This is a genomic window from Ruegeria sp. YTSC004 (assembly GCF_059609805.1).
Genome location: NZ_JBXWMJ010000005.1, coordinates 255,389 through 269,648 on the forward strand (window position 1 = coordinate 255,389; position 14,260 = coordinate 269,648).

General features: G+C 55.8%; 12 protein-coding genes and 1 pseudogene. All 13 read right to left on the reverse strand.

Annotated features, from left to right (window positions below; translation table 11 throughout):
* Positions 1-350: 350 nt before the first annotated feature.
* Positions 351-1,898, reverse strand: a complete 1,548-nt coding sequence (locus AC2FFP_RS11770) for an adenylate/guanylate cyclase domain-containing protein (protein ID WP_496881062.1) — start codon at positions 1,896-1,898, stop codon at positions 351-353.
* Between the two features lie 6 nt (positions 1,899-1,904).
* On the reverse strand, positions 1,905-2,270 hold the full coding sequence (locus AC2FFP_RS11775; protein ID WP_496725926.1) for a response regulator: 366 nt from the start codon (positions 2,268-2,270) through the stop codon (positions 1,905-1,907).
* Positions 2,271-2,288: 18 nt separating this feature from the next.
* Positions 2,289-4,889, reverse strand: a complete 2,601-nt coding sequence (locus AC2FFP_RS11780) for a response regulator (protein ID WP_496844597.1) — start codon at positions 4,887-4,889, stop codon at positions 2,289-2,291.
* Between the two features lie 101 nt (positions 4,890-4,990).
* Positions 4,991-5,740, reverse strand: a complete 750-nt coding sequence (locus tag AC2FFP_RS11785) for a Tll0287-like domain-containing protein (protein WP_496725928.1) — start codon at positions 5,738-5,740, stop codon at positions 4,991-4,993.
* Between the two features lie 706 nt (positions 5,741-6,446).
* Positions 6,447-6,536 (reverse strand): annotated as a pseudogene (locus AC2FFP_RS11790) (IS5/IS1182 family transposase); the annotation flags it as partial.
* Between the two features lie 29 nt (positions 6,537-6,565).
* Positions 6,566-7,801, reverse strand: a complete 1,236-nt coding sequence (locus tag AC2FFP_RS11795) for a tyrosinase family protein (protein WP_496767346.1) — start codon at positions 7,799-7,801, stop codon at positions 6,566-6,568.
* 101 nt (positions 7,802-7,902) lie between these two features.
* On the reverse strand, positions 7,903-9,663 hold the full coding sequence (locus tag AC2FFP_RS11800; RefSeq protein ID WP_496767344.1) for a S8 family serine peptidase: 1,761 nt from the start codon (positions 9,661-9,663) through the stop codon (positions 7,903-7,905).
* Between the two features lie 2 nt (positions 9,664-9,665).
* Positions 9,666-10,178, reverse strand: coding sequence for a helix-hairpin-helix domain-containing protein (locus tag AC2FFP_RS11805; RefSeq protein WP_496844599.1), 513 nt, complete (start codon positions 10,176-10,178; stop codon positions 9,666-9,668).
* A gap of 171 nt (positions 10,179-10,349) precedes the next feature.
* A complete protein-coding gene (locus tag AC2FFP_RS11810; protein ID WP_496767340.1) occupies positions 10,350-10,751 on the reverse strand; it encodes a hypothetical protein in 402 nt (133 codons plus the stop codon).
* 12 nt (positions 10,752-10,763) lie between these two features.
* Positions 10,764-11,579, reverse strand: coding sequence for a hypothetical protein (locus tag AC2FFP_RS11815; RefSeq protein WP_496725933.1), 816 nt, complete (start codon positions 11,577-11,579; stop codon positions 10,764-10,766).
* Positions 11,576-12,067: a hypothetical protein gene (locus AC2FFP_RS11820; RefSeq protein ID WP_496725934.1), complete on the reverse strand. Its 492-nt coding sequence runs from the start codon at positions 12,065-12,067 to the stop codon at positions 11,576-11,578. Before AC2FFP_RS11820 ends, AC2FFP_RS11815 begins: the two co-directional genes overlap by 4 nt.
* On the reverse strand, positions 12,064-13,026 hold the full coding sequence (locus tag AC2FFP_RS11825) for a hypothetical protein (protein WP_496881063.1): 963 nt from the start codon (positions 13,024-13,026) through the stop codon (positions 12,064-12,066). The genes AC2FFP_RS11820 and AC2FFP_RS11825 overlap by 4 nt, the downstream gene beginning before the upstream one ends.
* A gap of 288 nt (positions 13,027-13,314) precedes the next feature.
* Complete coding sequence (locus AC2FFP_RS11830) at positions 13,315-14,184, reverse strand: AfsR/SARP family transcriptional regulator (RefSeq protein ID WP_496767329.1); 870 nt, start codon at positions 14,182-14,184, stop codon at positions 13,315-13,317.
* Between the last annotated feature and the right edge of the window lie 76 nt (positions 14,185-14,260).

Consider the following 14,260-nt stretch of genomic DNA (forward strand, 5'->3'; position numbering starts at 1 on the left):
TCTGAATCGTAATGGTTTGCGCCAATTCGTTCACACCGTAGAAGCCGTTAGTTTGGACTCAAAGCGGGCCTCAGGGGTGAGGAAGCATTCAGTGAAAGTGTCTCGCGTCACTGTCGGGTTGTCGTTGTGGGCGGGTATGGCGGATCGCAGGATCAGTCATGTTCACCGCTCGAAATTCGAAGCGGGGATAATGAAGCCTAACGGTATTCAGTGGATACTGAGCATAGGGTTTTGGACCGCAATCATCCCATTTTAGCAGCACAAATTGGGCCGAACGGCGAAGTTCCAATTCGACGTTTTCAACTATCAAACCGCCGAAACGATTAGGACGCAATGCTGCATTACAAGCCTTAGGATACGAAGTAGGATGTTATCTCACCCACTCCTTTGACAAAATGAGTTTGCGCTTCCGCGTTGGGCAAATGGTCACCCAGCGCATCTTTGGTTTGGGCAGAGATGTGGATGTGCCCCGACCTGCCTGTGGCCTCGAGACGGCTGGCAAGGTTCACGGTTTCTCCCCATACATCATAAATTGACCGTTTTCGCCCGATCAGACCGGCAATGACTGGTCCGGTATGGACACCTATGCGGATTTGCAGCCCCGCGCTGCTTACTGTGCTGTCAGACATCTTCCTTAGGATGTCACGTGCAAAGCCTACTGCCGCCAGCGCGTGGTCTTCGCGTCGCACGGGGATCCCCGATGCCGCCATATAGGCGTCTCCAATTGTCTTGATTTTTTCGATGCCGTGCAGGGTTGCCAGGTCATCAAATGCAGTAAACAATTTTGACAATTCCCGGATTAAGTCACCAGCGTCCATGCGGGCAACCAGCGGAGTGAATTCTACGATATCCGCGAATATTATGGTTGCGCCAGCGAAGCGATCAGCGATGTTCGTCTCACCATCGTTTAGGCGTTTGATAACTGGCGCGGGCAGCATCGAGTGTAGCAATTTGTCTGCCCTGTCACGTTCGTATTTTATCTCATTTGCGAGCGCCAATTCCTTAGCGCGCCAGCGGCTGCGTTCCATGCAGGCATCGACGCGCGCATGCAGCAACACTGGGTCGATAGGTTTTGGCAAATAGTCCTCGGCGCCGACACTAATGCACTTGGCGATTGCGTCGGTCTCGTTAAGACCGGAAACCATGACTACGGGTATTTCGCGCCAAGACGAATCTTTTTTCATATTTTCGAGGACATCGATGCCATTCACCTCTGGCATAAGAATATCCAACAGAACAAGGTCGAATCCCTCGCGGTTTAGTGCCTCAAAAGTTTCCCTGGCCGAGCCGACGGACCGCACACTATGCCCTCTGCGCTCTAGTAACCTGGTCAGGATTTCCCGATTGGCCGCCTCGTCATCAATCACCAAGATACGTCCGGTCAGGGTTTCGCGACCGGCATCAGAGTTCGCAAGGCTGCGTTCAAGGTTGGCCGCAATTTCCTGATCCCGGTCACTGTCCTCAGCGTTATTCTGAATGTCTGCATCACTGATGGTGCTGTCGATCTGTAGCGCCAGCTTGCGCGCTTCGCTCAGGATCGCGTTTATGTCGCTGCAAGCGGAAGGCTTCAGATCTGCCTCGAAATCATCCAGAACCATTTCCGAATACCCAATGATCGCATTGATCGGAGAGCGTAAATCATGCCGTAATTTTGCCTGCGCGTCTTTGTCGGCGGTGACTTGGTGCGCACTTTTCCCTAACAGTTCGACCAACTGAACAAGGTTGCTGGCGGCGGCGCCAATCTTTTGCAAATCCTCTAGCGCAGCCTCTGGTCCTGATCTGCGTACTTCCTCGATCAGCAGATTATGAAACCCAACAATCGCTTCTGACGGCCCATTGAGGTTCTGGGAAATGCGGGTGGCTAATGCCAACTTGTCTTTTCGGGTCTCTGAAACCATGCCGCGCTACCCGTCCAGCAGTTTTTCAATAATTTCCAGCAACCCGGGCAGTTCGATCGGTTTGGTATAGAATTCGTCGCAACCGGCATCCATGGCCTTGTCACGATCACTCTGCATCGCATGGGCGGTCAAAGCGACAACTGGGATAGCGTTTGTATCTGGGTTTGCTTTTATCTGTCTGGTCGCCTCCCACCCGTCGATTACGGGCAGGCTCATGTCCATTAAAATCAGATCCGGTTTATCCGATAGGGCTTGTTCAACGCCGGCCTGACCATCGCGGGCAGATACGGTTTCGTAGCCTTTTCTCTGCAGCCGGCGCGACAGCATATCGAGGTTCATATCGTTGTCTTCCACAATAAGTATCTTTGCCATCGCCTTAATCTTTCCGACTTATGAATAATCTTGTAACTGGCGTTTCAGTGCCGCAATCAGATCACCTCGACCGGTATCTCCTTTGCGGATGACCTCATCTGAATGGGCTTTCAACCAATCCAGTTCGTCCCGCGTCAGGTCCTTGGACGTGGCTACGATAACCGGCAAATCTGCAAGCTCATCAGTTGTGCGAACCGTTTTGAGAACATCGAAACCGTCCACATTCGGCATCATAATGTCCAATACCATCAGTGTCGGTCTTTTGGATTTCAATTGGCTGAGCGCGCCGTGACCGTCTGCCGCCTCGCGTATCGTCCATCCGTTGCGCGTTAGGATGCGGCGAAACAGGTTTCGCGTTGACATATCGTCGTCAACGATCAGCACGTCCTTGTCGCGTCCGGAGGCGATAGCATCCAACGTTGCGATCAGCCGCGCTGGATCAATTGGTTTAATTAGGTGTTCGATCGCTCCGAAGGCAAGGCCCATGTCGCGATCCGCGACAATCGTGGCTAGGACAACGGGCGTTTCGCACAGCTTCGAGTCTGCCTTGAGTTCCTTCAACATAGACCAGCCGTCGCGTTCAGGCATGATAACGTCCAGAAGAATGACGTCAGGCTTTTGCGAGCGCGCGATTTCCATGCCCGCCGCTGCGTTCGATGCCAGCAAGACATCATACCCCTCCTCGCGCACGATTTTTGCCACCGCGTTCCGTGCGTCTTCTTCATCATCCACTATCAGAACGCGGCCCAAAGCAGTGTCCGGTGACGTTTCGCTGTATTCGTTAGTCGACGTAGAAATGGTATCGTAGCGGGCTGGGATTTCGAAAGAGAAGGTCGATCCAACACCCTCTTTGCTATCGACAGTAATATGCCCGCCCATCATACGCGTAAATTCCTGCGCAATGGCGAGCCCTAGCCCTGTGCCTCCGAAATTCCGCGTAGTAGACTGATCAGCTTGCACGAACGCTTGGAACAGCTTGTCGCGTTGCTGCGGCGTCATTCCGATACCTTGATCTCGCACCGCAAATCGAAAGAAATCTGTATCATTTTTCCGGAGTTTAGAGACGAGAAGCTCAATCTTACCACCTTCGGTGAACTTCGCCGCGTTGGACAACAGGTTGAAAAGGTTCTGCCGGAGCTTGGTTTTATCAGTTTCGATCTCGTCAGTGTCTGCGAGATCACAAGAGAGAACCAGTTCATTTCTGTTCTTGCTCACCAAGGGAACCACGGTCGACGCGACTTCGTCCAACAAGGGCCGCAGTGCGAAGCGTTCCGGGTACATTTCCATTTTGCCCGCTTCGATCTTGGACAGATCAAGAACGTCATTGATGAGCGAGAGCAGATGTCGCCCGGATGCCATGATCTTCTCCAGGTCATCCGTCGCAGTCTCGAATCCCATGTCCTGCGCATCCTCGGACAGCATTTCGCTATAACCGATGATCGCGTTCAAAGGAGTGCGCAACTCGTGGCTCATGGAAGCCAGGAACTGGCTTTTTGCAGAGCTGGCAGCGATCGCCTGCGCGTTGGCTTCTTCAAGTTGTTCCTGTTTGGACTTAAGGTCAGAAATATCGCTGTAAACAGCGACCGTGCCCCCGTCGGGGGTCTGGCGTTTTGACACCTGAATCCATGCGCCACCCAGCAAGACTTCTTGGCGATCTCCGTCAGGCCTGCGATGTCGTGCAAGCCGGCTGCTAATCCACTCTTCGTCAGGCACACCATCGGTATCAACCGATTTTCGTTCCAGTTGCAGCCGCAAGATATCCTCGAACCGCGTGCCCGGCCCAAGTATGTCGTCTACATGTGCAAAAATGCTGCGGAACCGGTCATTGAAGAGTATGAGTTGGTCTTCGTTGTCGAACAACGCAAATCCGTCTGGAATTGTTTCAATTGCTGTCAGAATCGTATTGCGCTGCGCACGCGCTTCTTCTTCTAGTTCGCGCCGTTTGTCCTGGCTGTCGCGAAGCGCTCTTAGCGCTTGGGACATCCGGCCCAGCTCATCAGGGCCTTCGGGCGGCAGAGTAACATCCCGTTCACCCCGGATCAGTCCTGAAATCGCGATGTTGATTGCATGCAGCGGCACAACGATCGACCTCAGAGCGCGCCACGTAAGAAGCGCTCCCAATATCACAATGACGACACACGCAATGATCGCTCGGTTCATCGCAGCCTTGGCGGCAACCGTTGCTTCATTTCTGGTTCGGTCGGCGCTTTCAGATAGGTCATCGACCAATTGCGTCAACGTCTTGTCGACGGCATCACTGGCCACTCGGGCCTGTGCCAGTAGAGTGTTTCCCAGCACCCGGTTACCATCTGTGTAAGCATCGGCTGCTTGCATAGAAGTTTCGTAGTAGGAGTTTGCCTGCTCTTGTACACTGGCTGCGGACTTTGGTGCAAAAGCGGCGAGCTGTTCGAGGCTGCTATTGAGCATCGTCCTTGCTTCGTTGGCGCGCCGCTCCGAAAGGGTCAGTAAACTGACAGAAAGATCCGTCAGCCAATACCTCATCTCGCCAAAATGACGGTCGGCCTGGCCAGCTACTTCCAGCCGGTGAAACTCAGTATTTGCGTCTTGTATGCGGGCTTGGTTACGCGCCAGATCGTAGACCATCACAATGGTGCTCACGACCAAAGCGGTTAACAATAGCGCTGACAGTGACCCAATGCGCACCGGAATAGTGTTTTCGGACACCCACTTCCAATTGTTACTCAAACCAGAATCTTGTTTCATCTAAAAAGGGTTATGCTGATTGCACCTGCCAGATCCCCAAGTTGCCCACCTTCCTTTGGGAAACCGGTCACATCCGTTTCACCCGCTGGCGATCCGTGGCATGAAAGACAGGACTCAGAGTAGTATTCGGGGATCAGCATACGGAAAGCGGGTGTTCCTGAAACGTCAGTTTCTTCGAAAAATGGCTGCCCTTCGGCCCAAGAGGAGTCCTTGAACTTTTCCTCGATGATCGCGTTTTCCCAGGAATCCGGACGGGCCATGCGATTGCGGACAAGTTCCGAGGGCGCCGTTACCTTGACCACAGCAGACGTGCCAATTTCATCTGCGAACTGTTCATTTACCAGCCGCGCAAATACGGCTGGAATAAATCCTTTAAATGCCACTCCCTCGGCATTTATTATCTCTTGGTTTGCGTCGATTACCGTGACCATAGCGTCCAGCTGCGTTTCTGTAAGTTTACGCTCTAGTGGGTCCAGCCCATCATGCAGCGGTGGTTCACCGTTAGCCTCCGAGTAGGCCTCAATAACTTTCTCGTAAAACACTTCACCGGACAGCCCTTTGTCCGTGACATCCGGATTGTTGATTAGGTCCTGACTGTTCGACACGACACTTCTACCGGCTCGCAACACCGCTGCTAGTCGGTTGCCCGTCTCAACTTCTTCTGCGGTTTCCGCCGCTACATCATCTGAACTAAGCGGACAAAATGTACTCAAAATGACCGCTGCTGTAAAAATTGGTTTTTTCAATAGACCAGCGCCCCCACGCAAAGCCAAGTGCAGTGACAATAAGCTAGGGTAGCAAAAAAACTCCAAACTGTCCTAGGAATTCGGCCCGCCCGAATTTGTACAGCCAAAATTGGATTGTAATAGGCGACGGTCGATCTGGTAACCGCGCCGCTGGTACGCCAAACAACGTTGCCCGCAAATCAGATGGTGAGCGAAATTTGGTGAACGTCTGCACCGGGTCCGAACTTACTTTGCCTCAATGTGCAAATTTGAGAATTTCAGGAGAGTAGCGCGTTGCGATGTTAATCGTGTGATCAAGTGTATTGATCTGATAGTGTGTCAATTTGCCGGGGAATTCTGGCGTCGCCCAAGTACTTCGTTCCACAAATTCTATGAAGAACGACTTCGAAAAGATTTGAAGCCAATCACCCTCAGAATCTTCATGATCGCAATGTTGAGCAAACATTTCATCGGTTACTGAATATGCAACGAAATCAAAAAAGCTAAATCGCACCGCATCGCTTTCCGGCTTGATTTCAAGAGGGTAAAGGCACTCTGCATCCCCACGCTGACGAATAAGCGGTCATAACAAAGCTGTGGGGCGTGTCCGAAGAGGCGGCAGGGTTCAACTGGAGGCTTGGACCCATGCTTTTGTTTCCATGTCGAACGTTGGCCCACGGTGCAGCATCCTGAACTCAAGACACATTCGACGTACTACGATCAATCGTCATGCCCAATAGATGACGGTTGCCGCGAGAGCGATAGCAGAAAAGAAGGTTTTGGTGCACCGGGCATAGCGGGTTGCCATTCGCCTCCAATACATAATCCAAGAACTCAATGCGGCTTTCACACGTACCGAACCAAGAGCCCTGTATTTCCCAGATTATCGCTTTGGTTGGTGAGATCCAGTGTCGCTGCAGGCGTCACGCTGCCAGGGCTTGGCCGATTGGTTTCAAACACCTCCATAGAAGTGTTCCGCCCCGGCACCGAACCCACAGGAGTATTGGGTAAATAGCCCGCAGCCGCCGGTTTCCCCGCTTGCCAGTCCGCCCAGACTTTGTCCACCATGCAGTGATGGAAGAAGAACGCCGGGTCATTTGGCGACAGTGTGATATCGGCCATTTGCCCGCCGGTCCACATATGCCCGGCGCCATGCGGGCCAAATTCAAGAACATGCCGAAAGCCGCGTCGGTCGCTCGAGTCGAATGGCGTCACGTCGTACACTCTTTCCCGCATCACACGGGCGCGGGTTACGCCTCCGCTTGGTCGTCCGCGATGTTCCCCAAATACCCTTCGCAGAAAAGGTTCATCGACTGATCCAGTCGCGGTGAAGCTTGACCATCCACTCCCAATTGGTCCTGACACGACAGGAAAGCCGATGCGGCGATTCCCCGGTCTGGTCCGATCTCCATCGCCACCCAATATGCGCTCCATCGCGCGGTTCCACATACGCACACCTCCGCGTTGCCCGGGGTCAGTGAACCAGTTCCAGTAAGGCAGCGACACGCGGTCATCATGGCGGCGCAGACGGCTTTCAAAATTCAGGATGAACTGCCTGTGCCAGGGCAGGAACCCTGCGTTTCCATGGATAGCCCTCCTTGCATGGTCAACGACGAACTGCCTGCGTTCATCCGCAGCATTCAGCGCCTGAAGCGCTCCAGCAAGTGCGGCCTGCTCCGTCGCGGTCAGCGCAGTGACATCCTTTCGCAACCGCAAGCGATTGATTGCCGCATCAAGGGCCGCAATGGTATTCTCGCCCACGATTCCATCGACAAGGAAGCTGGAATTGTGCGCTCTGACATTTGTCTGGAAAGCCCGGACAGTTCGATCTGTTTCGCGCCCGAAATCACCATCTGCGCCGAACCTAAGTTGGAAACCAAGATCGATCAGCGCTTGCTGTACCTTGCGAACAGACGCGCCTCGTGCCCCACGTCGCATGGTACGTCGACCATTCAGGACCTGGGTCAGAAAGCTATCGTTTCTGAATCGCGAATGGGTAAATTGGCGTGGCCCGGATTCTTCAAATCCACGCACTTCCGCTGGCCTGTCTCGCATAAGATTGGGATCAACCCAAAAGGTCATGGAGTGCCCCCCATGATGAGCATGGCCACCGGCCTCAGCAGTTCCCATTCGTCCGCGCCGATAGGTGCGTCTGCGATGTCCGAATGAACTTCTGTCATATTTCATCGTACCAATCCTCTGTCTCTTATGGGGTGTGAGGAACTGTGCTCAGCAACACGAAGCGCGGTTTGCGGATCGACCAGACCCGCACCCAGACGCAGACGGTCAACCAGCTTGTGCGCCGCTTGCGGGCGGGCGGTACCAATGATCATTCTGCGTAAATCGTGAATGCCTTGCCCCGGGCCAGCAGCCGATAAACAGGCTGCCAAAAGACCCGCGACAAACGGGGCAGCCTGGCTTGCGCCAGACATATGGGTATGACGTGGTCGCGGGTGGGATTCGCCAAGCGGTGTATTGCGGGCGGCCCGCACCGCCACACCAGGTGCCACAACGTCCGGCTTTGTCCGGCCATCGCGGGTGGGACCAGCCGAGGCAAAACGCGCAGGCCGAGCGCCCACCCGGCCTTGCTGCGCGGCGCCGACTACGATTGAGTGGTAGCCCGAAGCGATCGACCCGATGGTGCAGGTCTGATCGGCCTCGCCGGGGGCCAATCGGGACTGACGGCGCGGGCCAGAGCCGTCCCGCTCGATCCAGACGTCATAGCGCCCGTCGGTTACGACATCCGCGCTGATTTCCACTGTCCAGCGCCCGCCGGGTGCATTCGCGTAGACAAAAATATCGCAGTGATGATCACCCGAGTTCGGCTCAAGCGCGCGATGATAAACCCGTGCAATTTCGCGCCCAAATACGTCGCGAAGGCTGCGTGTGTCACCCAAGGGGACCGTAATCGCCTCTTGTCCTGGCGGCCGCAGACTTACACGCATCCGGTCGCGCGCCGAATAAAAAATCTCCATCTCATTGTCGGTTGGGTCGTGACGGGAAATATCCCACCCGATCCAGCGCATATGGCCCGGAGGCAGCACTCCTGCGGCATGACAATTGGCCAGGAAATAATTGCCTGCAGATTGCACAATAGCTGCATCGTCCCGCTCAGTGACAAAGGCATCAAGTGCACGTTCCACCAGGCTGGTGCCGTTCTTTGCTCCTCCCTGTCGACCGAGGCTCATGTTAATGACGCAACCTCTCCCCCGGCTCAGGCGACGAATGAAATCCACCGCTTCGATGATCCGCGCAGAATTTCCAAGATCTGAAAGCCCGCCCAGACGCGCCGCCGAGAGATGTACGAACACCAGATCAGCCTCTGGGGCCAATCCGCCTTCACCATCTGAACGCGGCGAACCGCCAGCAATATCCGCAACGTGCGTTCCATGCGCGCCCCGCCCCCGATCCGCGTCACCGGGATGGTAGTCAAGGCGTTCATAGGGCCGAGACGTTGTAAGTGCTCGGTCGATCTCTCGCCGGGTAATGACGCGACCGTATCCGTATGGCTTCGGCTGCACGCCGCGCGACGGTTCACGTTGATCCCACAATGCCAGTACCCGACTTTGACCTGCGGCGTCTCGAAAGGCCGGATGAGCAATATCAAACCCCCAATCGATCACTCCAAGCACAACACCTTGCCCACGGTGGCGCGGGTGGGCCTGACGGGTGGGCGCGCGCGTACGCGAAAACACCTCAGGCGTTGGAGGTGTCTCTCGACTTTGCCCAAAGACACGCGCTGCTTTCAGTGATTTTACCGATGGGTGCGACCAAACTTGGAAAATGTCGCCGCGCCTGAGCCGAACCGTCAGAATGTCGCCGAACCGTGTCACCGGTCTGACCCATTTCTCTGGCACTTTGGCTCCAGGGTGCAGGCGGAGGATCGCCTCGACGCTGTCGCGCCGCCGCCCGCTGCCCAGAAGTTCACGCAGCGCCGGGTCCATGGCTAGGGTTCCTCGAGGATCTGCTGTGCTTCGTTGCGCCAGCTCTTGGCCTGAGTGGGCGCATCGATATCCCGATCCAATGCCTCGACAGCGGCATCGTCCATGCCTGCGAGATGGCGCAAGTCTTTGACACCATGTTCCCGAAGCCGTTTGGCAATTTTCGGGCCTATCCCTTTAATCGTCGTCAACTGATGCTCTGACGCTCGCAAACTCTTTAATGCGTCATGAAGTGCAGTTTCGTGGGCTTTCAGGCCCGCGCTTAGTTCTTCGATCTGATCGACCGAAACACCAAGAGTCTTTGCAATCTCGTCGCGGCTCATCTCGGGCACCGCCAAAATGGCGCGGGCCACCTGGTCAACATCATCGTTTTCGATCTTGTGCTGACGAAAAAGCTGCATCACCCGCGCGAAGGCCTCTCGCGCACGAAAAGCGGTGGCCACTGCCTCGATCGTCGCGCGCGGCCTGGGCAATTTTCCCGAGCTAAAGAACCGACCTTTTGGAAGCGGTTTGGGCACTGGCGGCGACGATTTCAAAGGCCCGCCGAAGTCACCAGGTTTCAGGGGCTTGTGCCGTGCAACCGGTTTAACATCCTCCAGACGTATCAACTGACACCCGCACATGGCCGGTCCTCCTGCGTAAAAGAAAGACAGGGCGACAGCGCCGCCCTGTCTGAAAGCATTTGATAATCAATCAGGATCGGGATTGGATAAATCTCCGGGGCCACCAGCAGGTGGGTTTTGAGGATCGTCGTCGTCTGGATCTCCAACACCGTCAGGCCGTTTGTCGGGATCCAGCGCCACTGTTTCAGCGAGCCGCTGAACAAGCGCATCTACCTGAGCTGGCGTGACCGCTGTGCCACCGGGCATCTGCTCAAGCAGCCTCACGCCATTCTCCAATGCCTTGTACCATTTGGAAGCCTCTCCAAGGGCGGTGTCGCGCGCCTTGGTCACTTCGGCGTGGCTTTCTGCGATACGCTGGAGCCCCATGACACCGAGCACCCCATCACGGGAGGCCAGAAATGCCTCGGTCGTTAGATCCGGGATCAGATCGCGTGTGGCTACGATATTCAGTAGTGCTTTCTGTCGCATTTGTTCACCCCCTTAGTTCCGGCCCAAGAGAAGGGCGTACATCAGCGTGTCATCCCCGCCGCCTGACTTGCCAAACGCGCCGGAAGCCAGGATCGGCAACAGGATGTCCTGCTTCTTGAACGTGATCTCGGCATCGATCTCCTGACCAGCAAGAGCCCCTGCCGCTGCACCCGAAAGCTTGATCTTTTCGGCCTTTGGTGCACCACCTAACAGCCCCAAGAGGCTGGAAGTCTGGGCTTGCCGCTCAAGTGTCTTGACCGACTTGCGCAGCGACGAAACCTTGCCGTCTAAGTTCTTCGTGGCAGACGCTATTCGCTTGGATAGAGCGTTGTGGTTCGCCTTTCGCTCCTTCATGGCGGCTGCAAACCGTTTGTTGGTAGAAGCGATCAGCTTGTTTACCTCTGCCGATGTGGCAAAGCTCTTGCCAAAGCGCACCCGCATGCGGCGGCCATTTCGCCCACGCATTGTGGTCGAGCGTGACCCCTTGACCTTGCCCATGCGACGCCGGCGGCTGAACCTGCGAAATCGCGGGCGACGGAAGGAGCGACGGCGGCGGCGACGGCGGCGACGGCGTTCAGGAAAGTCCTCGCCGTCGCTTTCGAAGTCATCAGCCATGTCCAGCATGTCGGTGTCTTCATCATCGTCGTCGTCGAACTCGAACATTTCGTCATCGTCGTCGAAATCTTCATCATCGTCGTCGTCGAACTCGAACATTTCGTCATCATCGTCGAAATCTTCATCATCATCGTCGTCGAACTCCGCGACTTGGCTCTGAGCGAGCGCAAATCGCAAAAGATCGTCCTGTTCCATCAATCCTGATGAGCTCATGGGTCAGACCTTTCCTTCTGTTGAATGACCGTGGCGTCTATGGTCAATGGATGCGCCACCTTGTCGGAGACGTGAGGCGAAGGACGCCGCCTCGCACGCCGTCTGGGACGGCGGCGACGGTTTCCTTGGTCCACCATCACTTCGAGAACCGGGACAATCAAAGCCCTGAAACAATCAGGGTCGGGTAGGAATGTGCCGGGGCTTCCGGCACCTTGCCCGCCACAGTCTTCGCAGTCTTCGCTGTCGCCCCAACATGACGGGCACGCGCCTAAGGCACAGGCCAGCATGTCGAGCTGTGCACTCATGCTTTCGATCACCTTCTCGGATCGGGCAGCCTCTTCGCGCCAAGCATCAAGATCAATAGCTGCAGGCGTTTCGTGAGGCTGTTCTGCCTGAGCAGCCCCGGTGAGATGCGCCAGAATCTCTGCCTGGTCGATCTCACCCGAACTCGTCAGCGCCTTTAGCAGTATTTCGTTGAGCGCGGTCATGTGTTGCACCGGCAAATGGCTTCACCGGTCTCGGGGCAGGGGCCGGCACGCTCGCCGGCGTCCTCGTCAATTCCAATCATTTCCACCAAAAGCGCAAATGCATCTGCAGCGCTTTCGAAATCCTCCGCTTCGAAATCTGCGGAAAAATCATCAAGGTCGATTCCAGCGGCTTCTGCTTCGCTTAGCGCCTCGGTCAACCCTTCAATAAGCCCTGCGATTGCAACGGGTCCAGACATCGTCTCGCCCGAACGGCCTACGACTTCGCGCGAGCGCCCGCCAATGAGGCCCGCCAAAATCGACTGAATCTGTGGATTTCGTAGAATGGCTCCTGCCTGCTGACCGATCGATGCCAACCCTGCTCTGCGGCGTCCGCGTCTTCTGGGACGTGCGCGACGGACTCGACCACGCGCAGGTCTGCGCGTCATCACCGAACGCCCACGCCGCGAAGGCCGTCTGCGCCCACGTCTGGACCGCCCACGCGATCCGAGCTGCCCGGCAAGTGCGCCTACGCCCTGACCAAGCAATCCACCAACAGCACCGCCGATCGGGCCGCCGATCGCTGTGCCAACCACCGGGGCGACGGTGCGTACGACTGGTGCCGCAACCTTGAGCGCCTTGCGCCCGAACCGGGCCAGGCCCCGCCAAAAGCTCTCCAGTTCTTCGGGGCTCATGCCTTCGGTCATCTGAAAAAGAAACTCGTTGACCTCAGTGTCGTGGGCATCAGCAATCTCGGCAAAAGCCTCGCGCGCGACATCTTCCGGCGAGAAGCCTGCGTCGAAAATCGCGCCCCACTCGGCGTCGCTTTCCATTTCCTCCGGGAACGCGCTATCAGCATCGATAAACTCTGGCGCGAACTCTTCGTCAAAGAAGTCTTCAAAATCGTCTTCAGCCGGTGCATTCCAAAACCGGTTTCGTGCATCGCGGGACATGTTGATCACCCTTGCTCTCTTGCGCAGCATTTGCCGTTCTTCCCAGACATTGCATGGCGCAATCACAGGCCAATCACGACGCAATCAAGCAAACGATCACAAAAGGAGGTTTGAGAAAAAACCTTAGTGGGAGCGAAGGAGCTGGGCGGAAAAAAGGACACGGCCGCTGGCACAGGCATTCAGAGCAGGTAGATCAGCCTTTTCGGGACTGGCCTGCATCGCCTCAACACTGGCGACTTCGGGACGACGTTGTTTAGTTTGTGAGTGGGGGGCGATATCTCGCAGCAAAAGAGGCTTGGAAAGTATGCTAGGGCAGTTTCACTCGTCCAAGCGGTCTAACTCGTCTGTCAACGCTGACAACTCTAGCCGTAACTCGCTCACCAACCCGTGGAGCGCATCAACGCGCCGCAAGGCCGCTCTGATGCGCGGATCAGTTGCCGGCTCAAACCTGAAACCTGGCCTGGGCACCGGTAGATCTGCCGATTGAAGCTTTTGCGCCAAAGCCACCGTATCCGGTGACGGGACGACACCAAGCTCATCGCTCAGAACGGTTTTGAGTATGTTGAAATGCTGGATCGCGTTGCCATTCTGGCCAGACATCATGTCAATCTTCATCAGCCAGCGCGTCGCGGCCTCGTCATAGGGATTGTCGCGCTGGAACTTCTCTGCGACCCATCGAGCCTCTGCCAGTCGATTGGTTTCCAACGCGGCCTCGATCGTCTTTTTCAGAAACCTGAATATCCGCGCCTGCGTCTCGTGGCGCAACTCTTCTACCCATTCAGCTTCCACCCCTTCTGCAAAACGCCCGATCTGGATTTCACCTGCAAGAAGACTCTCAAGCGCAGTGTTCCCGCCCTGGGCCAGCATGTCGATATCAACGATATAGCCGGCATCATTGCGCAAAGTCAGTGTTCGAGGTGTTGAATCAATAAGCGCAGAAGGGTCAGTACCTGCCGTTTCCACTACTTTCTTCAGGCGCCAGACCTCGGTGTTCAACGCGCGCCGTGCTTTGTCTGGATCCTTGTCAGGCCAGATCCAGGACATCACCTGACGGCGCTCAACCGGATGCCCCGGGCGGTTCCCCAAGGCCGCAATCAGCTCTTTCGAGCGGATACTGGTAATTGGTAGGTTTTCACCACCTTGAGCTTGTATCTCTACGCGGCCGAGAACACGAACCATGCCAGACATGACAATACTCTACTTCTTATTGCCTCCGGACCTATCAACGAGGCGAAAAACCGGTGAGAGCGAAGCCATATCCAAA